Origin of the sequence: Micromonospora sp. 067-2, assembly GCF_046549295.1 — a bacterium.
Classification (GTDB): domain Bacteria; phylum Actinomycetota; class Actinomycetes; order Mycobacteriales; family Micromonosporaceae; genus Micromonospora.
Genome location: NZ_JAJPWB010000011.1, coordinates 307,568 through 330,229, shown reverse-complemented (window position 1 = coordinate 330,229; position 22,662 = coordinate 307,568). Strand labels below are relative to the sequence as shown.

Annotated in this window: 24 protein-coding genes; 4 read left to right on the top strand and 20 right to left on the bottom strand. The window is 71.5% G+C overall.

Annotation, left to right across the window (positions count from 1 at the left end; all coding sequences use genetic code 11):
* Positions 1-588: 588 nt before the first annotated feature.
* Complete coding sequence (gene tyrS, locus ACLJN9_RS26505) at positions 589-1,881, bottom strand: tyrosine--tRNA ligase (RefSeq protein ID WP_410814336.1); 1,293 nt, start codon at positions 1,879-1,881, stop codon at positions 589-591.
* A gap of 100 nt (positions 1,882-1,981) precedes the next feature.
* Between tyrS and ACLJN9_RS26500 the strand changes: the two genes are divergently transcribed.
* Positions 1,982-2,371 (top strand): PaaI family thioesterase, encoded by a 390-nt coding sequence (locus tag ACLJN9_RS26500; protein ID WP_410814335.1) that lies wholly within the window; start codon positions 1,982-1,984, stop codon positions 2,369-2,371.
* Positions 2,372-2,401: 30 nt separating this feature from the next.
* On the opposite strand, the gene ACLJN9_RS26495 is transcribed toward ACLJN9_RS26500, so the two are convergent.
* From ACLJN9_RS26495 to ACLJN9_RS26460, 8 genes are all read right to left on the bottom strand, one after another.
* Positions 2,402-3,727, bottom strand: a complete 1,326-nt coding sequence (locus tag ACLJN9_RS26495; protein WP_410814318.1) for a hemolysin family protein — start codon at positions 3,725-3,727, stop codon at positions 2,402-2,404.
* A 126-nt stretch (positions 3,728-3,853) separates the two neighbouring features.
* Positions 3,854-4,495, bottom strand: coding sequence for a hypothetical protein (locus ACLJN9_RS26490; RefSeq protein WP_410814317.1), 642 nt, complete (start codon positions 4,493-4,495; stop codon positions 3,854-3,856).
* A 9-nt stretch (positions 4,496-4,504) separates the two neighbouring features.
* Entirely contained in the window at positions 4,505-5,005 is a 501-nt protein-coding gene (locus ACLJN9_RS26485) for a GNAT family N-acetyltransferase (protein ID WP_410814316.1), read from the bottom strand.
* A gap of 38 nt (positions 5,006-5,043) precedes the next feature.
* Positions 5,044-5,742 (bottom strand): FMN reductase, encoded by a 699-nt coding sequence (locus ACLJN9_RS26480; RefSeq protein WP_410814315.1) that lies wholly within the window; start codon positions 5,740-5,742, stop codon positions 5,044-5,046.
* Positions 5,739-6,878, bottom strand: coding sequence for an LLM class flavin-dependent oxidoreductase (locus ACLJN9_RS26475; RefSeq protein WP_410814314.1), 1,140 nt, complete (start codon positions 6,876-6,878; stop codon positions 5,739-5,741). The genes ACLJN9_RS26480 and ACLJN9_RS26475 overlap by 4 nt, the downstream gene beginning before the upstream one ends.
* A gap of 174 nt (positions 6,879-7,052) precedes the next feature.
* Positions 7,053-7,319: a ubiquitin-like small modifier protein 1 gene (locus tag ACLJN9_RS26470; RefSeq protein WP_410814313.1), complete on the bottom strand. Its 267-nt coding sequence runs from the start codon at positions 7,317-7,319 to the stop codon at positions 7,053-7,055.
* Between the two features lie 10 nt (positions 7,320-7,329).
* Positions 7,330-8,415, bottom strand: a complete 1,086-nt coding sequence (locus tag ACLJN9_RS26465; protein ID WP_410814312.1) for a WD40/YVTN/BNR-like repeat-containing protein — start codon at positions 8,413-8,415, stop codon at positions 7,330-7,332.
* 87 nt (positions 8,416-8,502) lie between these two features.
* A complete protein-coding gene (locus tag ACLJN9_RS26460; protein ID WP_410814311.1) occupies positions 8,503-9,144 on the bottom strand; it encodes a DNA-3-methyladenine glycosylase in 642 nt (213 codons plus the stop codon).
* A gap of 173 nt (positions 9,145-9,317) precedes the next feature.
* Here ACLJN9_RS26460 and ACLJN9_RS26455 point away from each other — a divergent pair, with 173 nt between their 5' ends.
* The 3 genes from ACLJN9_RS26455 (at position 9,318) to ACLJN9_RS26445 (ending at position 10,741) form a co-directional block, all read left to right on the top strand.
* Positions 9,318-9,773 carry a hypothetical protein gene (locus ACLJN9_RS26455; RefSeq protein WP_410814310.1) on the top strand — a complete coding sequence of 152 codons (456 nt, stop codon included), beginning with the start codon at positions 9,318-9,320 and terminating at the stop codon, positions 9,771-9,773.
* An 89-nt stretch (positions 9,774-9,862) separates the two neighbouring features.
* Entirely contained in the window at positions 9,863-10,288 is a 426-nt protein-coding gene (locus ACLJN9_RS26450; protein WP_410814309.1) for a DNA-binding protein, read from the top strand.
* Positions 10,289-10,387: 99 nt separating this feature from the next.
* Positions 10,388-10,741 (top strand): MmcQ/YjbR family DNA-binding protein, encoded by a 354-nt coding sequence (locus ACLJN9_RS26445; RefSeq protein WP_410814308.1) that lies wholly within the window; start codon positions 10,388-10,390, stop codon positions 10,739-10,741.
* Positions 10,742-10,788: 47 nt separating this feature from the next.
* Here ACLJN9_RS26445 and argH read toward each other — a convergent pair whose 3' ends face one another.
* The 11 genes from argH to ACLJN9_RS26390 form a co-directional block, all read right to left on the bottom strand.
* Positions 10,789-12,252: an argininosuccinate lyase gene (gene argH, locus ACLJN9_RS26440; RefSeq protein WP_410814334.1), complete on the bottom strand. Its 1,464-nt coding sequence runs from the start codon at positions 12,250-12,252 to the stop codon at positions 10,789-10,791.
* Between the two features lie 73 nt (positions 12,253-12,325).
* Positions 12,326-13,531 carry an argininosuccinate synthase gene (locus ACLJN9_RS26435; RefSeq protein ID WP_410814307.1) on the bottom strand — a complete coding sequence of 402 codons (1,206 nt, stop codon included), beginning with the start codon at positions 13,529-13,531 and terminating at the stop codon, positions 12,326-12,328.
* The gene (locus tag ACLJN9_RS26430; protein WP_410814306.1) at positions 13,528-14,043 is read right to left on the bottom strand and encodes an arginine repressor; all 516 of its coding nucleotides are present in this window, start codon (positions 14,041-14,043) and stop codon (positions 13,528-13,530) included. The genes ACLJN9_RS26435 and ACLJN9_RS26430 overlap by 4 nt, the downstream gene beginning before the upstream one ends.
* A gap of 55 nt (positions 14,044-14,098) precedes the next feature.
* Entirely contained in the window at positions 14,099-15,037 is a 939-nt protein-coding gene (gene argF, locus ACLJN9_RS26425; RefSeq protein WP_410814305.1) for an ornithine carbamoyltransferase, read from the bottom strand.
* A complete protein-coding gene (locus ACLJN9_RS26420) occupies positions 15,037-16,314 on the bottom strand; it encodes an acetylornithine transaminase (protein WP_410814304.1) in 1,278 nt (425 codons plus the stop codon). The genes argF and ACLJN9_RS26420 overlap by 1 nt, the downstream gene beginning before the upstream one ends.
* Positions 16,311-17,204 carry an acetylglutamate kinase gene (gene argB / locus ACLJN9_RS26415; RefSeq protein WP_410814303.1) on the bottom strand — a complete coding sequence of 298 codons (894 nt, stop codon included), beginning with the start codon at positions 17,202-17,204 and terminating at the stop codon, positions 16,311-16,313. The genes ACLJN9_RS26420 and argB overlap by 4 nt, the downstream gene beginning before the upstream one ends.
* Positions 17,201-18,373, bottom strand: coding sequence for a bifunctional glutamate N-acetyltransferase/amino-acid acetyltransferase ArgJ (gene argJ / locus ACLJN9_RS26410; RefSeq protein ID WP_410814302.1), 1,173 nt, complete (start codon positions 18,371-18,373; stop codon positions 17,201-17,203). Before argJ ends, argB begins: the two co-directional genes overlap by 4 nt.
* Positions 18,370-19,371 (bottom strand): N-acetyl-gamma-glutamyl-phosphate reductase, encoded by a 1,002-nt coding sequence (gene argC, locus ACLJN9_RS26405; protein WP_410814301.1) that lies wholly within the window; start codon positions 19,369-19,371, stop codon positions 18,370-18,372. The genes argJ and argC overlap by 4 nt, the downstream gene beginning before the upstream one ends.
* A gap of 170 nt (positions 19,372-19,541) precedes the next feature.
* On the bottom strand, positions 19,542-20,567 hold the full coding sequence (locus ACLJN9_RS26400; RefSeq protein ID WP_410814300.1) for an NAD-dependent epimerase/dehydratase family protein: 1,026 nt from the start codon (positions 20,565-20,567) through the stop codon (positions 19,542-19,544).
* 8 nt (positions 20,568-20,575) lie between these two features.
* Entirely contained in the window at positions 20,576-21,361 is a 786-nt protein-coding gene (locus ACLJN9_RS26395; protein WP_410814299.1) for a glycosyltransferase family 2 protein, read from the bottom strand.
* Entirely contained in the window at positions 21,358-22,569 is a 1,212-nt protein-coding gene (locus tag ACLJN9_RS26390; protein WP_410814298.1) for a nucleotide sugar dehydrogenase, read from the bottom strand. Before ACLJN9_RS26390 ends, ACLJN9_RS26395 begins: the two co-directional genes overlap by 4 nt.
* Positions 22,570-22,662 lie beyond the last annotated feature (93 nt).

Genomic DNA, 22,662 nt, shown 5'->3' with positions numbered 1-22,662 from the left:
TCCCAACCAGCCAGAAAAACTGACCAGTCCGGGGTATAAATCATAATTGGCACTGGCTTTACAAGCACCCTGTTGAGTTCTCAAAGAACAACCACACACCGATCAACAAGCCCCACACCTGGGACCCAATCTCGGGGCGTTTTACCGCTTTCCTAACGCTCAGTGGCGCTAGGCACTCCGACTACGTTACCCGCCGGTTTCCGCCGTGTCAAACCGCTGTTGGGCGGTCCGTCGTGCTTCACACCGTACTGCGGGCACCATGTCTCGACCGGCTTGCGCCGCTCTCGTCACGGGGTCGGCAGGCCGGCCGTTGCGGTCTCCCGCGAACTCGCCCGTTTCCCTGCCGCTTGTGAACCTTACCCGGTCGGCTTCGCTGCACCAAATCCGCCTCGCGGCGATTTCGGGAGCACCACCCGGTACCGGCTCCGAGAGGTTCAACCCCTCCGAACCGGCGGTCGTCCCGCGCTCCGGCCTTTCAGGCTTTCGCCTGTTTCGTCCGTTCCGCGCTGGCAGAGAGAAAGTTACGCGTCCGCCGGAGTGATCGTCAAATCCGTCGGACGCGTCCCCCGTCACATCGTCGACTGACAACTATTCGGCCAGCTCAACGCCCGCAAAGGAGCGCTTGCCACGGCGCAGCACCAGGTATCGGCCGTGCAGCAGGTCGGTCGACGACACCGTGGCGTCCACGTCGGTCACCCGGTTGTTGTTGACGTAGGCGCCGCCCTCGGCGATCACCCGCCGGGCCTCCTTGACGCTGGGCACCAGGCCGGAGTCCCGCAGCAGACCCGCCACGTTCGGCAGGTCGGGGGCGAGTCGGACCAGACCGGCCTCGGTCAACGCCGCGCGCAGGGTCTCCGGGGCGAGGTCGTCCAACGACCCCCGGCCGAACAGCGCCTGGCTGGCCGCGATCGCCTGCCGGGTCTCCTCGGGGCCGTGCACCAGCGTGGTCAGCTCCTCGGCGAGCGCCCGTTGCGCCAGACGGGCCGCCGGCCGTTCGGCGGTCGCCTTCGCCAGGTCCTCCAGGTCGTCGCGCGAGCGGAAGCTGAAGTACCGCAGGTAGCGGTCGACCTCCCGGTCCTCGACGTTGAGCCAGAACTGGTAGAACGCGTACGGGCTGGTCATGGTCGGGTCGAGCCAGACCGCGCCGCCCTCGGTCTTGCCGAACTTCGTGCCGTCCGACTTGGTGACCAGCGGCGTGGTGAACGCCTGCACCGGCCCGGCCCCCCGCCGGCGTACGTAGTCGACGCCGGCGGTGATGTTGCCCCACTGGTCGGAGCCGCCGAACTGGAGCTGGCAGCCGTTGCGGCGGTGCAACTCGAAGAAGTCGTTGGCCTGCAACAGCTGGTAGCTGAACTCGGTGAAGCTGATGCCGGTCTCCAGTCGGGCCCGCACCACGTCCCGGGCGAGCATCTTGTTCACCGGGAAGTGCTTGCCTACATCGCGGAGGAACTCGACCACCGACATCTCGCCGGTCCAGTCCAGGTTGTTGACCAGCTGGGCCGCGTTCTCGCCGGTGTACGACACGAAGGGGGACAGCTGTTCGCGGATCCGCTCGACCCAGCCGGCGATCACCTCGGGGGGGTTGAGCGCCCGCTCGGCGCTCTCCTTCGGGTCACCGATCTGGCCGGTCGCACCGCCGACCAGCAGCAGCGGCCGGTGGCCGGCGAGTTGCAACCGGCGGGCCATGGTGACCTGCATGAGGGAGCCGACGTGCAGGCTCGGCGCGGTGGGGTCGAAGCCCACGTAGAAGGTGGTGGCGTTCCCACCGTCGAGCAGCTCGCGCAGCTCGTCGGGGCCGGTCGAGTCCTGGATGAGGCCACGCCAGAGCAGGTCGTCGGTCAGGGAGTCCCGCCCGGACGGCGGGGAGCTGCTGTCGGTCACGGTCACCGATTCTCCCCCATCTTCGGCATCGACCCGTACCGGGTTTGGCGCAAGCCGCTCAGGTTACGCTTGCGCCCCGTTGATCGAGGAGGCTGTCGCCGTGGAGATTCCGGACCTGACGGGTGGCTTCGTCGCCCTGCTCGGCCTGAAGTTCGAGGAAGCGACCGCGGACCGGGTGGTCATCAGCTGGCGGGTCCGGCCCGAGTTGCACCAGCCGTTCGGGATCCAGCACGGCGGGGTGTACTGCTCGGTGGTGGAGACCGTGGCCAGCGTGGGTGGCTCGCTGTGGCTGGCCGACCGGGGCACCGTCGTCGGGGTGTCGAACCAGACCGACTTCCTCCGGGCCGTGCGGGACGGCGAGTTGACCGCGGTCGGCAATCCGGTGCACCGGGGCCGTAGCCAGCAGCTCTGGCAGGTGGAGATCACCGACGCCGACGAGCGGCTGGTCGCCCGCGGGCAGGTCCGGTTGCAGAACCTCTCCCCCGCCTGACCGGGCCAGCGGAGCCGTTGGGCCGTCGGGTCAGCTGCGCGCCTCGTCCAGCACCGGCTCGGCCTCCCGGTCAGCGTCGGTCTCGTCCGGGACCCGGCTCAGCCGTACCTCGGTGATCGCCCGGTGGTCGATATCAGCCACCACCAGGATCCAGCCGTCCAGGGTGACGTCCTCCCCGGCGACGGTGGGGATGTGCCCGAGGCGGGCCAGCACCAGCCCGGCGACCGTGGTGTAGTCGCCGTCGGGCCGCGACGGCAACTCGACGCCGATGTCCGGCAGGTCGTGTACCGGGAAGGTGCCGGGCAGCACCAGCGCGCCGTCCGGCTCCCGGCGCACCGAGTATCCGTCCCGGTCGGTCTCGTCGTAGATCTCCCCGACGATCTCCTCGAGGATGTCCTCCAGGGTGACGATACCGTCGACGGCTCCGCGCTCGTCCACCACCAGCGCGATGTGCTGACGCTCGGCCTTGAACTGGCGCAGCGCGTCCACCACCGGCAGTGAGTCGGGCAGCAACATCGGAGGGCGGGCGATGTCGTCGACCGGCCGGTCGTCGGGCACCCCCACCAGGTCGCGCAGGTGGATCACGCCGGTCGTGTCGTCCAGGCCGCCGTGGCGCACCACCGGCGCGCGGGAGTGCCCCGTGGCGGCCAGCACGAGCCGCGCGGCCTCCGCCGTGGTCCCGCTGTCGAGCGTGAAGACCTGCAACCGGGGTACGAGGACAGCCCGCAACCGCCGGTCGGCGATCTCCACGGCACCGGCGATGATGGTGCGCTGCTCCTTGGTGAAGCCGTGGTTGCCGGCGACGATGTCCCGCAGCTCGTCCGGCCCGATCTCCTCCGGCTGGTGCTTCGGGTTGAGCCCGACCAGGCGGACCACCAGGTCACTGGTGGCGCCGAGCGCCCAGACGGCCGGGCGGGAGAACGTGGCGAGCAGGTCGAGCGGTCGGGCCACCAGGAGCGCCCAACGCTCGGCGGACTGCATGGCGATCCGCTTGGGCGCCAACTCGCCGAAGACCAGTGTGACGAAGGTCAGCGCGAGGGTGACCACCACGATCGCCGCCGTCTCGGCGGCGCTGCCGAAGACGCCGAGCAGCGGCACGAGGGGCTTGGCCAGCGAGACCGCCGCGGCGGCGGAGGCCAGGAAGCCGGCCAGGGTGATGCCGATCTGAATGGTGGCCAGGAAGCGGTTCGGATCCTTGGCGAGCCGGGCCAGCACCCTCCCGGCCGGGCTGGTGCGCTCCAACCGCTGGATCTGGCTGTCCCGCAACGACACCAACGCCATCTCACTGCCGGAGAAGAGCGCGTTGATGACGACCAGGACTCCCACCAGGGCCAGTTGGCTCCCGTAGCTCTGCACGCCTGGTTCGCTCCCTCGTCGTGGTGGCGCCGGCCTCTGCGCGCGGCACCCGCCGGTCGGCTCTCCCGGCCGGCGTACGCGTGTCTGTGCCCCGTGCGGCGCCGGCCGAATCCTGCCTGGGCGACGCTACGCCGACTCGGTCGCCGGTGACGCGGGCAGGTCCAGGACGTAGGAGTCGCCCTCCGGGCGGAAGCCGAGGCGGTGGTAGTAGGGGGCGACCATCCCCGGCGGGCTGACCACCCGGTGGAAGCCCCGTTCGGTGAAGAGGCGGCTGCGCCGGTAGACGAACTCGCCGGGGGTGAGGTCGCGGAACTTCGGGGTCACGTAGTCGAGATCGATCTGGGCGACACCGTTCGCCGTCGCGTGCGACAGCACCACTCCGACCACCTCGTCGGCCGTGACCACGAGGAACGCCGAGCGGCCCGCAACGTCCGGGTGCCAGTGGAAGTCGGGGTTGAAGCGGGCGATGTCGGCCCGGTGCACCCGCAGCGTGTGCGCCAGGAACTCGTCACCGACGCCGACCTCCACCACCTGGTAGGTCGTCTCGTCGTGGCGGGTGGCGAGCATCCCGCGCAGGTACCAGATGTTGATCACCGCGAGCACGATGTTGAGCCCGACCATGGGCCAGACCTCGAGCGCGGCGTTGTAGCCGATCAGCACGACGCTGCCGACGAGGTTGAGCGCGCGCAGCCGCAGGACACGCGACTGCAGCAGCGACCAGACCAGCACCGCCGAGCCGGCCCAGCCGACCAGATCCAACCAACTCACCCCGCGAGACTAGTGCCCGCCCTGGTCAGCGCCGTCGGCGGGCAACTCCAGCAGCCACTCCTCGACGTCGACGCCTCGGCTGTGGGCGTACCCCGAGTCCTCGCCGACCACCACGAACCCGCACTTGCGGAGCACCGCGAGGGACGCGGCGTTGTCCTTGGCGGCGCGGGCGTGCACCGGCCGGGGCACCTCGAGCAGCAGGGCGGCCAGGGCCGCCGTGGCGTGGCCGCGGCCCCAGCGGGCCGGGTCGATCCAGTAGCTGACCTCGGTCTGCTCGCCGGCGGGGAAGGCGCTCACGTAGCCGACCACCTCGCCGTCGACCTCGACGGTACGGACCAGGTTGGCCGGGTCGGTGAGCACCCGGGCCCAGTGTCGGGCGAACTCACGATCATCGGACGGGTCCTTGGGACCGAAGGCGGCCATCCGGTTGGCCTCCGGGTCCTGCTGGTGCAGGAAGAACTCCACGAGATCGTCCTCGCGGACCGGGCGCAGCCGCACGTCGAAGGTCATTGGCCGAGGGTACGCAGCAGGTGTGTCGCCGGGCTCGGTCAGCCGGGCGGCAATCCCGCACGCGCGCCGTCCGGTGCTGGTTGCGCACCCGTACGAGCCCCCGGGGTGACCGGGTCGTCGCCGCCCTGGCCCAGGAGATGCAGGAAGTCGGTGGTGAGGGCGAACGGGTCGTTGGGTCCGCTGGCCGGCAACCGACGCTCGAGCTGGTCGGCCAACTCCCCGGCACCGCGCCTTATCCGCCTGCGCAGCGCGTCGTCGGCGCTGCCTCCGGACCAGTCCTCCGGCGCGGCGTAGACCGCCGTGGGCACGACCACCGCCCGCAGGTAGCTGAACATCGGGCGGACGGCGTGCTCCAGGGCCAGCGAGTGCCGGGCGGTGCCGCCGGTGGCAGCGATCAGCACCGGCCGGTCGACCAGCGACTCGGCGTCCAGCACGTCGAAGAACGACTTGAACAGCCCGTTGTAAGAAGCGCTGAAGATCGGCGTGACGGCGATGATCCCGTCCGCGCCGGTCACCGCGTCGACGGCCTCCCGCAGGGCGGTCGGCGGGAAGCCGGTGAGCAGGTTGTTCACCACGTCGTGGGCGTACTCACGGAGGTCGACGACGCGCAGCTCCACGTCGGCGCCGCGCCGGACCAGCTCGTCGCGGGTCGCCGCGGCGAGCTGGTCGGCGAGCAGCCGGGTGGATGAGGGCTGGCTCAGCCCCGCGGAGACGACGGCCAGGGTGCGGCGGGTCATCGGGCCACCTCCGGCGCCTTGCCCGTCACGTCGTCGACGGCGTGCACGGTGCTGTCCTTGGCGCCGCCCGCGGCGGCGACCAGCGAGGCGTGCGTCGGCGCGTCCGGAACGTGCGCCGGCCGCATCGAGGCGAACTCCTTGCGCAGGACGGGGACGACCTCCTCGCCGAGCAGGTCCATCTGCTCGAGAACCGTCTTGAGCGGCAGCCCCGCGTGGTCGATCAGGAAGAGCTGGCGCTGGTAGTCGCCGACGTAGTCGCGGAAGCCGAGCGTGCGGTCGATGACCTGCTGCGGGCTGCCCACCGTCAGCGGGGTCTCCCGGGTGAACTCCTCCAGCGACGGCCCGTGGCCGTAGACCGGGGCGTTGTCGAAGTAGGGACGGAACTCCCGGACCGCGTCCTGCGAGTTGCGGCGCAGGAAGACCTGACCGCCGAGGCCGACGATCGCCTGGTCGGCGGAGCCGTGCCCGTAGTGCTCGAAGCGCTGGCGGTAGAGCGCCACCATCCGCTGGGTGTGCTCCTTGGGCCAGAAGATGTGGTTGTGGAAGAAGCCGTCACCGTAGTAGGCGGCCTGTTCGGCGATCTCCGGGCTGCGGATCGACCCGTGCCAGACGAACGGGGGAACGCCGTCGAGCGGGCGCGGCGTCGAGGTGAACGACTGCAGCGGGGTGCGGTAGCGGCCCTTCCAGTCGACCACGTCCTCGCGCCACAGCCGGTGCAGCAGGTCGTAGTTCTCGATCGCGAGCGGAATGCCGGCGCGGATGTCCTTGCCGAACCACGGGTACACCGGGCCGGTGTTGCCGCGGCCCATCATCAGGTCCACCCGGCCGTCGGCGAGGTGCTGGAGCATCGCGTAGTCCTCGGCGATCTTCACCGGGTCGTTGGTGGTGATCAGCGTGGTCGCGGTGGACAGCAGGAGCCGCTCGGTACGGGCCGCGATGTGGCCGAGCATGGTGGTCGGCGACGAGGGCACGAAGGGCGGGTTGTGGTGCTCGCCCGCGGCGAAGACGTCGAGCCCGACCTCTTCGGCCTTCAGGGCGATGGCGACCATCGCCTTGATCCGCTCATGCTCGGTCGGCTCCCGACCGGTGGTCGGGTCAACCGTGACGTCGCCGACGGTGAAGACTCCGAACTGCATGACCAGCTCCTCAGATATGCGTGCCAGATCCTGTACCCGGACGTTTGCGCACAACATATTTGACGAAGCAACTATTCCGATGGTGGATGGTCCCGCCGTGGCGTCGGTCACCTGCGGCACGGGACGCCCGGGCCGAAAACCCACCGGCGGGGCGGCGGCCAGCGCGGCATCGGGTCAACCGCCGGCGACCGACGGCAGCACCTGCACCTCGGCACCCTCCCCGACCGGCGTGGCCAGCCCGCCCGAGTGGCGGCAGTCCTCGCCGTCGACGTAGACGTTGACGTAGCGACGCAGCTCGCCGCGCTCGTCACGGAGCCGACGGGCCAGCCGCGGATGCCCGGCGGCCAGCTCGTCGAGGACCGCGCGCAGCGTGCCGGACGCGGCGACGGTCAGCCGGCTGGCGCCGCCGGCCTCGCCCCGCAGCGGCCCGGGCAACAGCACGGTGACCACCTCAGACCGCCGCGGCGCGGACGCAGAGCACGTCGGGCAGGTGCGCGGCCACCAGCGACCAGGAGTCGCCCTCGTCGCGACTGGCGTAGACCTCACCCGAGCGGGTGCCGAAGTAGACCCCGCCCGGGCTGGTGTCGTCGGCGCACATCGCGTCGCGGAGCACCGCCGGGTAGAACGGCCCCTCGGGTAGCCCCACGGACAGCGGCTCCCAGGTGCCGCCTGCGTCGGCGGAGCGGAAGACCCGGCAGCGGTGGTCGGTCGGAAACCGCTCCCCGTCGGCCACCAGGGGGAAGGTCCACACCGTACCGGCCCGCCCCGGGTGGGCCACCATGGCGAAGCCGAAGTCGCTGGGCAGCCCGTCGGCGATCGAGGACCAGGTGCGCCCGTCGTCGTCGGAGCGGTAGACACCGTGGTGGTTCTGCGCGTACAGCCGCTCGGGGTTGACGGCGTCCCGGGTGACCTTGTGCACGCACTGGCCGAACTCCGGCCATTCATCGGGCAGGAAGTAGGCGCGGATGCCGGTGTTGCCCGGCGCCCAGCTCGCCCCCGCGTCCTCCGAGCGGTAGACCCCACCGGTCGACATGGCGACCAACAGCCGAGCCGGGTCACGCGGATGGGGCAGCACGGTGTGCACGGCCTGGCCGCCGAACCCCGCCCCCCACTCGGGGCGGTGCGGGTGATCCCACAGCGAGCGGACCAGTTCGAAGCTGCGGCCCCCGTCGGTGGAGCGGAACAACGCCGAGGGCTCGGTGCCGGCCCAGACCACGTCGGGCTCCTCGGGGCCGGCCGGCGTCAGCTGCCAGACCCGGCCCAGCGTCGCGCCGGTGTCGGCCGGAAAGGCGACCGGGGCCTGGTCGGGCTCGTCCCAGGAGGCGCCGAGATCGTCACTGGTGGCGACGCTGGGCCCGAAGTGTGAGCTGGTCACCCCGGCGAGCAGACGCGGAGTGGGGCGGCGTGTGTCGACCGCGACCGCGTAGACGCCGTTCATCGGGAAGTGCGGCCCGGTGATCTCCCAGCTGCGCCGGTCGTCAGCGCTGGTCGCCAGAAACAACCCCTTGGCCGTGCCGATCGCGAGCAGCGTTGCCATCACGTCCTCCGAGTCGCCGACGTTTAGGTGCGGTGATTATGGCCACACCCTCCGACAGATTCGCCAGGCTCCACGCCGGTGCACCGGTCAGGGTCGGGTGCGGGGGACGTGCCGGCGGTAGAGGCTGACCGTCGGGTCGCCGTCGAGCCAGAATCGCCACGGCAGGTCGTGCGCGCCGGTCACGCCGACCCGTGGACCCGCGATCACCGCCTCCGGCGGCACCGGACGCGCCGGCGGACGCAAACGGACCGGCCCGTCACCCAACAGGTGTTCGCCGTACGCCGCGCGGTCGATGCCGAGCGCGGAACAGAGTCGGGCCGGACCACGGGCCAGGTCCACGTCACGGCGGACGGCCGGTCGACGGGCCTGTGCCACGGCCAGACCGTCGACCACCTCGCCGGCGCGCAGCAGCACCGCGGCGGCCTCCCCGGCGACACCGGTGACCACGTTCATACACCAGTGCATCCCGTAGGTGAAGTAGACGTAGGAGTACCCGGCCGGCCCGAACATCACCGCGTTACGCGGCGTGCGACCCCGGTGCGCGTGCGAGGCCGGGTCGCCTGCCGTGCCGGCGTACGCCTCGACCTCGGTGATCCGGACGGTGACCCCGCCGGCGTGCAGCCGGCAGCCCAGCAGTCCGCGCGCGGCCGGTAGCAGCGGCCCGGCGAGCAGGTCCGCCAGTGCCGCCAGGTCGGTGTCGGCTGCGCGGCCCCCCGGCAGAACGTCCATGCCCCGACGGTACCCAGCCGCCCACGCGATCAACGGAGGGGCGTATACGGAACGACCGGCTCGGTCATCGAGCGTTCACCCGCTCGACATCCGCCCGCCGAAACCGTCCCATGGCTCGGCGGGTGTATCCGGTGTCGTCGCACCGCGCGGCGGCACTCGGGAGAGGAACCATCATGACGCGACGCACCATCCGTCGGCCGCTGGTCACCATCGGCCTGCTCGCCGTCGGCGCCACCCTGGCCTTCGCCCCCTCGGCGAGCGCCAGCACGCCGCTGCGGGCGGCGGCCCTCACCGACGGTGCACCGCTGACCGCGGTGGCCCTCGTCGGCCCCGGGAAGATCGACTCCAACGGCGCGGCGGCCTTCGTCCCGGTCACCCTGACCTGCTCCCAGCCGACTCAGGTCGACCTGACGGTGAAGGTCGCTCAGGCCATCGGAGACACCATGCGGACCGGCACCACCACCCGCAAGGTGGCCTGCGACGGGACCTCGCAGAAGGTCCGGATCGCGGTGACCGCGAACGAGCGCCCGTTCGCCCCCGGCGTGGCGTTCGGAGTGGTGACCGGCAACTCCTGCGACGCGCTGTGCAACTCGCTCACCGACGAACACCGGTTCAACCTGTCGCTCTGAGTCACCTGGAGATGGCGGCGGCGCCTCGGAGCCGCCGCCATCTTCAACAAATCGTTGACAAGGGAATGTTTTTAGACTGTGCTTGGGGCATGACGACCGTCGACCCCTTCACCGCGCCCGATCCCGCCCAGGCGCGCTCGCACCGCACCCACGAGGCGCTACAGCGGATCAGCGAGCGGCACGCCGGCAGCAACGCCCAGCGGGGTCGCTGGGCGCATCCGTCCGTGCTCGATCCATGGGAGGCGGTGGCCCTGGTCACCGCGCTGGCCGCGGGCGGTGCCGAGCGGGAGCCCGGCGAGGAGCCAGTCGACGGTGCCGACCTCACGGCCGCGTTGACCCTGCTGCCGCACGTCCGCGCGGAGCTGGACGCCCTGGAGGCCGGGCTGCTGACGCTGGCCCGCGACCGGGGGCTGACCTGGCAGGCCATCGCGTACGGGCTGGGTCTGGGCAGCGCGCAGGCCGCCCGGCAGCGCTACGAACGGGTCGCCGCCCGCTCGGCCGAGCGGACCAGCTGACCCGCCACCGGAAACGGGCGACGACCCGCCCGGCCGACTGGCATGCCACGCACCGGCCGGGCGCGCAGACTGTGCGCACGACGATTCCGGGAGGCACCCATGGAGCGCGCGGAGATGCTGGCGTACTGCCTGGCCAAACCGGGAGCGTGGCTGGACCGACCATGGGAGGGCGACGAGGTGGTGAAGGTGGGCAGCCGGATCTTCGCCTTCCTCGGCAACGGCGACGGTAAGCCGACGGTCGGGGTGAAGTGCGGTCAGACCCGTGAGGTCGCCGACGAGTGGCTGCACCGCCATCCCGACGACGCTCGGGTGATGGCCTACATCGGCCGGTCCGGCTGGAACACCCTGCGCCTGGACGGCCGGATCGACCCCGACGAGCTGACCGAGGCGGTCGACTCGTCGTACGACATGGTGGTGGCCAAGCTGCCGAAGCGGGAGCGCCCGACGGCCTGAAACCAACCGCGGCGCCGACGGCGGGTCGCGTCGGCGCCACGGCGGGCTCAGCGGGGTACGACCCGCTCGGCGGCCCACTCCCGCCAGTCGACCAGCCGGTCCGCGGCGGCGGCGAGCTGGTCGGCGACGGGGCCGGGGCCGGTGGAGCCGGGGGTGGTCCGGGCGGCGAGGGCCGAACGGACCGAGAGCACGTCGCGCACCGAAGGGTCGAGGTGACCGCTCACCGCAGCCAGGTCCTCGTCGGAGACCGCGTCCAGCTCGCAGTCGCGCACCGCGCACAGTGCCACCAACCGGCCGGTGATCTCGTGCGCGTCACGGAACGGCACGCCCTTGCGGACCAGCCAGTCGGCCACCTCGGTCGCGAGGGAGAACCCGACCGGCGCGGCGGCGACGAGGCGGTCCACGCGGACGGTCATCGTGGAGATCATTCCGGCCAGGGCGGGCAGCAGCAGTTCCAGGGTGTCGACCGCGTCGAAGGCCGGCTCCTTGTCCTCCTGCATGTCCCGGTCGTAGGTCATCGGCAGACCCTTGAGCATGGTGAGCACGGTGACCAGGCCGCCGACCAGCCGCCCGGACTTGCCCCGGGCCAGCTCGGCGATGTCCGCGTTCTTCTTCTGCGGCATGATCGACGAGCCGGTGGCGAACGCGTCGTCCAACTCCACCCAGCCGAACTCGTGCGAGGTCCAGAGCACCACCTCCTCGCCGAGGCGGGACAGGTGCACCCCGACCAGGGCGGTGGTGAAGAGGAACTCGGCGACGAAGTCCCGGTCGGCGACGGCGTCCATCGAGTTGGCGAACGACGTACGGAAGCCCAGCTCCTTGGCCACGGCCACCGGGTCCAGCGGCAGCCCCGAACCAGCGAGGGCACCCGCGCCGAGCGGGCTGACCGCCGCCCGGTGGTCCCAGTCCCGTAGCCGTTCCAGGTCACGCAGCAGCGGCTGCACGTGGGCGAGCAGCCAGTGCCCGAAGGTGACCGGCTGGGCGTGCTGCAGGTGGGTCATGCCGGGCGCGGCGGTGTCGATGTGCCGCTCGGCCTGCTCCACCAGCGCGTCGGCCAGCTCGACGAGGCGGCTGGCCACGCCCCGGGCGTGGTCGCGCAGGTAGAGCCGCAGGTCCGTGGCGACCTGGTCGTTACGGGACCGGCCGGCGCGCAGCTTGCCGCCCAGGCTGCCGAGGCGCTCCAGCAGCCCGCGCTCCAGCGCGGTGTGCACGTCCTCGTCGTCCACGGTGGGGCGGAACGACCCGGAGGCGCAGGCGGCCTCCAGGTCGTCCAGGGCGGCCAGGATCCGGCCCAGTTCCTCGGGGTCGAGCAGGCCGGCACCCGCCAGGACCCGGGCGTGCGCCCGGGAACCGGCGATGTCGTACGGGGCCAGGCGCCAGTCGAACTGCACGCTCACCGAGAGCCGTGCGAGCGCCTCGGCGGGGCCGCCGGCGAACCGGCCACCCCACAGGCTCGTGCGGTTGGTCGCGGCGCTGTTCTCGGTGAGGCTCTTGTCGTCCACGCCGCCCATCATTGCTCTGTCTGCCTTTCGCTCGCGACTGCGGGGCTCCCCCGCTCACTCCTCGCGCTCGCATATCCCACGGTCAGGAGCCGCCCAGCCGGGCGTCCCGCGCGGCGGCCATCCGACTCGGCAGGCCCCACAGCTGCACGAAGCCCTTGGCCAGGGACTGGTCGAAGGTGTCGCCGGTGTCGTAGGTCGCCATCCCGAAGTCGTAGAGACTCGCCTCGGACCGGCGGCCGGTGACGGTGGCCCGGCCAGCGTGCAGGGTCAGCCGCACCTCGCCGCTGACGTGCCGCTGGGCGTCGTCGATGAACGCGTCGAGCGAGTCCTTCAGCGGCGAGAACCACAGGCCGTCGTAGACCAGCTCACCCCAGCGCTGGTCGACGCTCTTCTTGAACCGGGCCAGGTCCCGTTCCACGGTCACCGCCTCCAGCTCCTGGTGGGCGGTGATCAGGGCGATCGCGCCGGGCGCCTCGTACACCTCGCGGCTCTTGATGCCCACGAGGCGATCCTCGACCATGTCGAGCCGGCCAACACCCTGCGCGCCGGCACGCCGGTTCAGCTCCAGGATCGCCTGGTACGGAGTGACGGTCTCACCGTCGATCGCCACCGGTACACCGGCGTCGAAGGTGATGACGACCTCGTCGGCGTCGCGCTCCTGCGCCGGGTCGGAGGTGTACGAGTAGAGGTCCTCGATGGGGGCGTTCCAGATGTCCTCCAGGAAGCCGGTCTCGACCGCTCGACCCCACAGGTTCTGGTCGATCGAGTACGGCGACTTGGCCGACACGTCGATCGGCAGCCCCTTCTCCTCGGCGAAGGCGATGGCCTTGTCCCGCGTCCAGGCGAAGTCCCGGGCCGGCGCGATGATCTTCAGGTCGGGGGCGAGCGCGTTCAGGCCGACCTCGAACCGGACCTGGTCGTTGCCCTTGCCGGTGCAGCCGTGCGACACGATCGTCCCGCCGTGCTTGCGCGCCGCGGTCACCAGGTGCTTCACGATCAACGGCCGGGACAGCGCCGAGACCAGCGGATAGCGGTCCATGTAGAGGGCGTTGGCCCGGATGGCCGGCAGACAGTAGTCGGCCGCGAACTCGTCGCGCGCGTCGATGACCTCGGACTCGGCGGCACCGCAGTCCAGGGCGCGCTGCCGGATGGCGTCGAGATCCTCGCCGCCCTGCCCGACGTCGACCGCGACCGCGATCACCTCGGCGCCGGTCTGTTCGGCCAGGTAAGGAATGGCGACGGAGGTGTCCAGGCCTCCGGAGTACGCAAGGACGACCCGCTCGGTCATGATGTGGTGTTCCCTTCAACGGTGTCTTCACGGCGGGCCCAGCCGGCGAGCTTCTCGCCGAGTGCGGCCCCGCCGACGGCCTCGCGGGCCACGACGAGGATGGTGTCGTCGCCGGCGATGGTGCCGACGATCTCGGGCAGGCCCGCTCGGTCCAACGCGCTGGCCAGGTACTGGGCTGCGCCCGGTGGGGTACGCAGCACGGCGATGTTGCCGCTGGAGTCGACCCCGTTGAGCAGCTCGTGCAGCAGCCGCACCAGCCGGGCTGGGGCCGCCTCGGCGTCGCGCAGCGGCCGGTGGCCGTCCTCGGGGATCAGATAGATCGCCGGCCCGTCGCCGCCGCGGACCTTGACAGCGCCGAGCTCCTCCAGGTCGCGGGAGAGGGTGGCCTGGGTGACCGCGACGCCGCCACCGGCGAGCAGGTCGGCAAGCTCGGTCTGCGAACGGACCGCCGTGTCGCGGATCAGCTCGACGATCCGGGCGTGCCGGGCGGCGCGGGTCAGCGGGGCGGTCACGGGACCAGCCTTTCGTTCGCGACTGCGGGGCTCCGCTGCGCTGCACTCCTCGCGCTCACCGGTACCCGCCGATCTCGTCGCCCAGCAGGAAGGTCAGCAGCGCCTTCTGGGCGTGCAGCCGGTTCTCGGCCTGGTCGAAGACCGCGCTCTGCGGGCCGTCGAGCACCTCGTCGGTGATCTCCTCACCACGGTGTGCGGGCAGGCAGTGCAGCACGATCGCGTCCGGCGCGGCCTGGCCGAGCAGCTCCTTGTTGACCTGGTAGGGCAGGAACGGGGTGATCCGGTCCAGCCCGTCGTCCTCCTGCCCCATCGAGGTCCAGGTGTCGGTGGCCAGCACGTCGGCGTCGCGTACCGCCTGCTCGGGGTCGGTCAGCACCCGCACGGACCCGCCGGTGCCGGCGGCGATCTGGACCGCCCGGTCCACCACGGCCTGGTCCGGCGCGAAGCCCGCCGGCCCGGCGATCCGCACGTGCATGCCGGCCGTCACACCCGCCAGCAGGTACGACTGCGCCATGTTGTTGCCGCCGTCCCCCACGTAGGTCAGGGTGCGGCCGGCCGTTCCGCCGCACCGCTCGCGGACGGTCAGCAGGTCGGCCAGCAGCTGGCAGGGGTGGAAGCCGTCGGTGAGCGCGTTGATCACCGGTACGCTCGCGCCCGCCGCGACCTCGGCGATCCGGTCGTCGCCGTGGGTGCGCAGCACGATGGCCGCGACGTAGCGGGACAGCACCCGCCCGGCGTCCGCGAGTGTCTCGCCCCGGCCGAAGTGGGTGACCTGGGTGTCCACGACGAGGGGGTGGCCGCCCAGCTCGGCGATCCCGGCGTCGAACGAGATCCGGGTGCGCAGGCTCTGCTTGTCGAAGAGCACCGCCACCGAACGCGGCCCGGCCAGCGGCCGGTGGCCGAACCGGTCGGTCTTCATCCGCGCCGCCAGGTCGAGCACCGCGGCCTGCTCGGCGGACGAGAGGTCGTCGTCGCGTAGGAGGTGCCGGGTCATCAGCTCGTCTCCGTCGTGATCGGTGCCGAGGTCGTGGTCGTGGTCGTCGGCGAGATCGTGGTGCGGAAAGACCCTTCCAGAGGCACGTTGGTACCAGGATCGGCGGCGGCCGGGGTGGTGGCGGTCAGGGCGGTGGGCAGCGCGGCGAGGAAGGCGTCGGCCTGCTCGGCGGTGAGGATCAGCGGCGGAACCAGCCGAAGCACGTCAGGCTGCACCGGGTTGACCAGGAAGCCGGCCTCGCGCAACGCCTCGCTCGCCACCGCCGCCACCGGCGCGGTCAGCACCACACCGAGCAGCAGACCGGCACCCCGCACCCCGCTGATCAGCGGGTGACCGAGAGCCTCGATGCCCCGACGCAGCCGCTCGCCGACCCGCTTGACGTGGTCGAGCAGCCCCTCCTGGGCGATCGTCGACACCACTGCGAGCGCGGCGGCACAGCTGACCGGGTTTCCGCCGAAGGTGGTGCCGTGCGAACCGGGACCGAGCAGGTCGGCGGCCGGCCCGAAGGCCAGGCAGGCACCGATCGGCAGCCCGCCGCCCAGGCCCTTGGCCAGGGTGACCACGTCCGGCTGCACCCCCTCGGCCTGGTGCGCGAACCAGTGCCCGGTGCGGCCGATGCCGGTCTGCACCTCGTCGAGCACCAGCAGCGCGCCGTGTCGGGCGGTGATCCGGCGCGCCGCGGTGAGGTATTCGGCTGGCGGCACGACCACGCCGTTCTCACCCTGGATCGGCTCCAGGATCACCATCGCGGTGGCGTCGGTGACCGCCGCCTCCAGAGCGGCGACGTCGCCGTACCCGATGTGGGTCACCTCGCCGGGCAGCGGACGGAACGGGTCGGACTTGGCTGGCTGGCCGGTCAGCGCGAGGGCGCCCATCGTCCGACCGTGGAAGCCGCCCCGGGTGGCGACCACGTGCGTGCGGCCGGTACGCCGGGACAGCTTGAACGCCGCCTCGTTCGCCTCCGCGCCGGAGTTGGAGAAGAAGACCCGGCCGGACCGGCCGGCGAGCGCCAACAGCAGCTCGGCCAGCGCGACCGGCGGCTCGGCCACGTAGAGGTTGGAGACGTGGCCGAGCGTCGCGATCTGCTTCGACACGGCGGCCACCACGGCCGGGTGGGCGTGGCCGAGGGCGTTCACCGCGATTCCGCCCACCAGGTCGACGTACTCCCGGCCGGCATCGTCGACCACGACGGCGCCTCTGCCTGCGACCAGCGCCAGCGGCGGCGTGCCGTAGTTGTCCATCATGGACTGACTCCAGCGCCGCACCAGGCTGCTCATGACCGGATCACCATGGTTCCGAATCCTTCCGACGTGAACACCTCGAGCAACGTGGAATGCGCGACCCGGCCGTCGACCACGTGCGCGGCGGGCACTCCCCCACCCACCGCCCGCAGGCAGGCCTCCATCTTCGGCACCATCCCCGACTCGAGGCTGGGCAGCAGCGCCGCCAGGTCGTCGGTGTTGATCTCGGAGATCAGGGTGGTGGTGTCCGGCCAGTCCGCGTACAGGCCGGGCACGTCGGTGAGCACGACCAGCTTGCGGGCCCGCAACGCGACGGCCAGCGCCGCGGCGGCGGTGTCCGCGTTGAGGTTGTGCAGCACACCGTCGGCGTCCGGCGCGACCGTGGAGATCACCGGGATCCGGCCGGCCGCGATCAGGTCGGTCACCGCCGACACGTCGACGGACTCGACGTCGCCGACCTGGCCGACGTCGACCGGCAGACCGTCCACGTACGCCGGGCGGCGCACCGCGGTGAACAGCCGGGCGTCCTCGCCGGAGAGACCGACGGCGAACGGGCCGTGCGAGTTGATCAGGCCGACCAGTTCCCGGCCCACCTGCCCGACCAGCACCATCCGGACCACGTCCATCGTCTCGGCGGTGGTCACCCGCAGGCCGCCCCGGAACTCGCTGGCGATGCCGAGCCGGCCCAACATCGCGGAGATCTGCGGGCCGCCACCGTGCACCACCACCGGCCGGAGGCCGGCGTAGCGCAGAAAGACCATGTCGGCCGCGAACGCCCGCTGCAACTCGGGGTCGACCATGGCGTTGCCGCCGTACTTGACCACCACCGTGGAGCCGGAGAAGCTGGCCAGCCAGGGCAGCGCCTCGATCAGCGTCTCCGCCTTGACCTGGGCGCGGGTGAGATCGGTGCTGAGGCTCGCGGTCACGACGAGTACGCCGAGTTCTCGTGCACGTACGCGTGGGACAGGTCGTTGGTCCAGATCGTCGCGGCCGACGTGCCCGCGTGCAGGTCGATCCGGATCGTCACGTCCCGCCCGGTGAGGTCGACCTTCGAGCGGTCCTCGGCGGCGGCGCCGGCCCTGCACACCCAGACGCCGTTGACCGCCACGTCCACCCCGTCCGGCTCGAACGCCGCGCCGGTGGTGCCGACGGCGGCGAGGATGCGACCCCAGTTCGGGTCGTTGCCGAACAGTGCCGTCTTGACCAGGTTGTTGCGGGCCACCGAGCGGCCCACCTCGACGGCATCGTCCTCGTCGGCCGCACCGACCACGTCGATGGCGATCTGCTTGGTGGCGCCCTCGGCGTCGGCGACCAGCTGCTGGGCCAGGTCGTGACAGGCCGCGGTGACCGCGGCGGCCAGCTCGGCGGGGGTCGGCTCGATGCCACTCGCGCCGCTGGCCAACAGCAGCACGGTGTCGTTGGTGGACATGCACCCGTCGGAGTCGACCCGGTCGAAGCTGACCCGGGTGGCCGCCCGCAGCGCCTCATCCAGCGTCTCCGGCCCGGCCACCGCGTCGGTGGTCAACACGCAGAGCATGGTGGCCATCCCCGGCGCGAGCATCCCGGCGCCCTTGGCCATCCCGCCGACCGTCCAGCCGCTGCCCCGAGCCACGGTGGTCTTCGGCCGGGTGTCCGTGGTCATGATGGCCTCGGCGGCGGCCCGGCCACCGTCGCGGGACAGGCCCCGGATCGCCGAGCGTACGCCGGGCAGCAGCTTCGGCATCGGCAGCCGCTCACCGATCAGCCCGGTGGAGCAGACCGCCACCTCGCCCGCGCCGAGGATCAGCCGTGGGCTGACCGACGTCAACACGGCGGCGGTGTGCTCGGCGGTGGTGTGCGTGTCCTGGAAGCCAGCTGGACCGGTGCACGCATTGGCGCCACCGGAGTTCAGCACCACCGCGCGTACCACGCCGCCGTGCACGACCTGCTGGGTCCAGCGCACCGGCGCGGCCCTGACCCGGTTGGTGGTGAAGACACCGGCGACACCGGCGTCCGGGCCGTCGTTGACGACCAGCGCGACGTCGGCGCCACCGCTGGCCTTCAGGCCGGCGGCCACCCCGGACGCCCGGAACCCCCGTGGGGTGGTGACACTCACGGTGCCACTCCCCAGACCGACAGGCCGGCGGTCTCCGGCAGGCCGAGCATCAGGTTGGCGTTCTGGACGGCCTGGCCGGCTGCGCCCTTGCCCAGGTTGTCCAGTGCGCTGAGCACGATCAGGCGGCCGGAGTCGACATCGACGCCCGCCTGCAGGTGGCAGGAGTTGGAGCCCAGCGTGGCGGCGGTGTGCGGCCAGCGACCCTCCGGCAGCACGTGCACGAAGGGCGCGTCAGCGTACGCCTGCGCCAGCACCTGCTGCGGGTCGACGCCGCGCGTCGGAATCGCGGTGACCGTGGCCAGGATGCCGCGCGGCATCGGCGCCAGCACGGGAGTGAACGACAGGCCGGTCGCGCCGGTGGCCTGCTTGATCTCCGGCACGTGCTGGTGGGTGCCGACCCGGTACGGCGACAGGTCCCCCATCACCTCACTGCCCAGCAGGTGCGGCTTTGCCGACCGCCCCGCGCCGGAGGTGCCGGAGGCGGCGACCACCACCACGTCGGCGGGGCTGGCGGCACCGGCCTCGATCAGCGGTGCGAGCGCCAGGGTGATCGCGGCGGCGTAGCAGCCGGTGTTCGCCACCCGCGCGGAGCCGGCGATCAGCTCCCGCTGGCCGGGCAGTTCGGGTAACCCGTAGGTCCACTGGCCGGCGTGCGTGCCGCCGTAGTACTGCGCCCAGGCGTACGGGTCGGCGAGTCGGTGGTCGGCGCCGAGGTCCACGATCCGGATGTCGGCCGGCAGTTGCGCGGCGAGGGCCGCCGACTCGCCGTGCGGCAGGGCCAGGAACACCAGGTCCGCGTCGGCGAGGGCCGCCGCGTCGGTTTCGCCGAGCACCAGGTCGAGGCCGGTGAGCTGCAGGTGTACGACGTCGACGCGGTGCCCGGCCTGGCGGTGCGCGGTGGCAGCGACCAGCTCGAACTCCGGGTGCCCGGCGACCAGGCGCAGCAGCTCGCCTCCGGCGTAGCCGCTCGCTCCGGCGACCGCGACTCGGATTCCCATACTCACCTCCGCATGACTATGCAGTGAAGGTTAGCAGCCATGATCGGGGCGCTGCAAGTTCATGCAGCCTCATGCATGGTGATGATGCGTGAGAGCCCGGACACACGTCCGGCCCGATCGCGAGGGGCGACCGGGCCGGACAGTTCACCAAGAAACGAGACGGAACGCGTTCAGAGCCGGCCCTCCGCGACGGCCCGGGTCACCCACGGGACGACCTCGTCGAGCATCACGTCCAGCGACGTGGTCGCGGTGAACCCGAGCACGTCCCGGGCCTTGGCGACGTCCGGCACCCGCTTCTGCACGTCGTAGCGGAACGGCTCGTCGCAGACGTACCGGAAGGGCACGTCCGGGCCCTTGATCTTGTGCCAGATCAGTTCGGCCAGAGCCAGCACACTCGTCGACTCCGAGGTCGAGAGGTTGAAATCCTCGTTGCGCGCCGCCGGGTGCTCCATGGCGGCGGCGATCCCCCGAGCCAGGTCGCCGCCGTACGTGTAGTGCCGCACCTGGTTGCCCTCGCCCAGGATGTGCAGCGGGTCCTGCCCCTTGACGATCTTCTGCACCAGGTCCGGTACGACGTGTGACATGGCCAGCTTCACGTTGCCCGAGAGCATCTCGGCCTGGCCGAGCGCGCGTCCCTCGCCGACGCCAACGCAGTTGAACGGCCGGACGATGGTGTACGGCAGCTGGTACTGCTCCCAGGCGGCCCGGGCGTAGTACTCCACGGCCAGCTTCTGGAACCCGTACGACGACAGCGGTGGCGGAATGAGCCGCTCGTCGCCCTCACGGCTGGGCCAGTGCTCGGTCGATTCGAAGACCATCGAGGAGGACAGGTAGGTGACCTTGGCCAGCTGCCCCTTCCGGTACGCCCGAATCGCCGCGTCGCAGGTCGCCGCCATGATCCGTTCGTTGGTGGCGAGCAGGTCGTAGGCGTAGGCGTGGAAGTAGGAGATCCCGCCGATCATCGCCGCACCGGCCACCAGGTGGTCGCAGCCGTCCAACAGCCCGGTGAGCAGGTCGACGTCACGGGCGTCACCCTCGACGAACCGGTAGTGGGGATGGTCGTCGTACCGGTGGGTCACCGGCCCGTACTTCGAGAAGTCGTCGATCCCCACCACCTCGTGGCCCCGGTCCAACAGCTCCTCGACGAGGTAGCCACCGATGAATCCGGCCGAACCAGTTACCAGGACCTTCGACACGTGCTCTCCTATCCGGTCTTCTCGTACTCGATGCTCTCCCGCGGCGCGGGCACCGCCGCGACCGCCGCCGGCCGGGCCGCCAGCTTCGCCCGGCTCAGCCGCCGACCGTAGGCGAAGAAGTACCAGCGCAGGTACCCGGGGAGGAAACGACCCAGGTCGAAGTGCGACTCCCCCAGCGGTCGGTCCAGCCAGATGGTCGGGATCTCGGCCACCGGCAGCCGCCGCCGGGTGGCCTTGGCGGTCAGCTCCAGGCCGATCTCGAACCCGGTCCGGGACTCGATGCCCACCTCGCGCACGAAGGCCGTGTCGTACGCCTTGAAACTGTTGGTCGCATCCCGGGTGCCCACGCGGGCGAACGTGTAGAGGCTGCGCCCGGCCCAGCGGGACATCATCCGCTTCAGTCGGGGGCCGCCCACCTGCTGCCCACCGGGCATGTACCGGGAGGCGGCGGCCACCACCACGCCCCGGTCCACCAGCCGGGCGAGCTCGTCGATCTGGCGCGGGTCGTCGCACCCGTCGGCCATGGTGACCACCACGACGGGGGCCTGCGCCGCGTCGACGCCGAACCGGATCGCGTTGGCCGGCCCGCGGCCGTAGGTGTTGAGAACCGCCCGGACCCGGGGATCCTGCTGGGCGATCCGCTCGGCGTACGGCACGGTGGTGTCCTCCGGCATGTCGTGCACGATGAGCACCTCCGCCGGAAGCAGCATCTCCCGCAGCATCCGCTCCAGGCAGCGGACGATCGCCTCGCCCTCGTTGTAGACCGGGACGATGACCGACACCCGCGGCGTCACACCCGCACCCCCTGCCCGGTCAGCCCCCACATGTCGATCAGTGGGGTCCCGGTCTCCAGTCGGGCGTACTGCTCGTGCGGAGCGGCGATGACCAACAGGTCGGCTCGGCGCAGCACCTCGGCCAGGTCGACGAAGCGCTCGTCGGCCACGTACGGGTCGGTGCAGAGCGTCTCCCGGGTCTTCAGCGCGAGGATCTTGCGCAGCTTGTACGCCAGGCTCTCGCGCGGATCGTCGCTGCCGCCCTTGAACGCCATGCCCAGGATGCCGACGGTCATCGTCGACAGGTCGAAGCGGTCCTCCAACCGGGACACCAGGTAGAGCGGCAGCCCTTCGTTGATCAACATGGCCGAGTGGCCGAGCACGAAGTTGTTCCGGTTGAAGGCGGCCAGCTGCATGGTGTCCTTGAACAGGCACGGCCCGGCGGCGAACCCGGGCATCGGCAGGTCCGCCGCGCGCGGATAGTCGTGCGCGACCGCGTGCCGGATCCGGGCGAAGTCGAGCCCGAAGTCGTTGGCCATCATCCAGAACTGGTTGGCGGTGGCGAACTTGATGTAGCGCCAGGTGTTGGTGAACAGCTTCGCCAGCTCCGCCTCCTCCGGCTCCAGCGGCACGATCTGGTCGGTCAGGTGCCGGAACAGCTTCTCCGCCCGGGCCAGCGCCGCCGGCGTCCGGGCCGCCACGATCTGCGGCAGCGCGAACAACTCCGTCATCGCGCGGCCCTCGGCGATCCGCTCCGGACAGAACGCCACGTCGGCGCTGATGCCCTTGCCCACCAGCAGCTTCTCGGTGAGCGCCGTGACTCCCGGGTAGACGGTGCTGCGCAGCACCACGAGCTGCCCGTCGCGCAGGTGCTCGGCGCACCGCTCCAGCGCCCGGGGCACCGCGCCGAGATCCGGGTTGAGGTGCTCGTCCACCGGCGTGCCCACGACCACCACCAGGTGTTCGGCGCCGCCCACGCTGGCCGGGTCGCTGGTCGCCCGCAGCCGCCCGGCGGCGACCGCCTCGGCCAGTGGCTCGGCCGCGCCGGGCTCGGCGAACGGGAGCCGGGCTCCGTTCACCGTGGCCACCGCGTCGTCGTTGATGTCGTACAACACGACGGAGAGGCCACGGGAGGCGAAGGCGATGCCCAGCGGCAGACCCACCCGACCGCAGCCGCCGACGATACAGACGTCGACCATTCCGACCGGCTCGAACGGATCCTCGGACATGGATCAACTCCCAGGGGTGGTGGGGGTGCGTTCCGGTGGTCGCCGGAATCCAAGCAGGCTAACCGCTCGGACGTGACTCGCGGGTAACCGAAC

Coding starts and splice junctions, on each gene's coding strand:
- ACLJN9_RS26485 (WP_410814316.1), bottom strand. CDS start 5,005: ATGACCTTCGACGTGCGGCTGCGCCCGGTCCGCGAGGACGATCTCGTG.
- ACLJN9_RS26480 (WP_410814315.1), bottom strand. CDS start 5,742: ATGACCCGCCGCACCCTGGCCGTCGTCTCCGCGGGGCTGAGCCAGCCC.
- ACLJN9_RS26475 (WP_410814314.1), bottom strand. CDS start 6,878: ATGCAGTTCGGAGTCTTCACCGTCGGCGACGTCACGGTTGACCCGACC.
- ACLJN9_RS26465 (WP_410814312.1), bottom strand. CDS start 8,415: ATGGCAACGCTGCTCGCGATCGGCACGGCCAAGGGGTTGTTTCTGGCG.
- ACLJN9_RS26460 (WP_410814311.1), bottom strand. CDS start 9,144: ATGGACGTTCTGCCGGGGGGCCGCGCAGCCGACACCGACCTGGCGGCA.
- ACLJN9_RS26455 (WP_410814310.1), top strand. CDS start 9,318: ATGACGCGACGCACCATCCGTCGGCCGCTGGTCACCATCGGCCTGCTC.
- ACLJN9_RS26450 (WP_410814309.1), top strand. CDS start 9,863: ATGACGACCGTCGACCCCTTCACCGCGCCCGATCCCGCCCAGGCGCGC.
- ACLJN9_RS26445 (WP_410814308.1), top strand. CDS start 10,388: ATGGAGCGCGCGGAGATGCTGGCGTACTGCCTGGCCAAACCGGGAGCG.
- argH (WP_410814334.1), bottom strand. CDS start 12,252: ATGGGCGGCGTGGACGACAAGAGCCTCACCGAGAACAGCGCCGCGACC.
- ACLJN9_RS26435 (WP_410814307.1), bottom strand. CDS start 13,531: ATGACCGAGCGGGTCGTCCTTGCGTACTCCGGAGGCCTGGACACCTCC.
- argF (WP_410814305.1), bottom strand. CDS start 15,037: ATGACCCGGCACCTCCTACGCGACGACGACCTCTCGTCCGCCGAGCAG.
- ACLJN9_RS26420 (WP_410814304.1), bottom strand. CDS start 16,314: ATGAGCAGCCTGGTGCGGCGCTGGAGTCAGTCCATGATGGACAACTAC.
- argC (WP_410814301.1), bottom strand. CDS start 19,371: ATGGGAATCCGAGTCGCGGTCGCCGGAGCGAGCGGCTACGCCGGAGGC.
- ACLJN9_RS26390 (WP_410814298.1), bottom strand. CDS start 22,569: ATGTCCGAGGATCCGTTCGAGCCGGTCGGAATGGTCGACGTCTGTATC.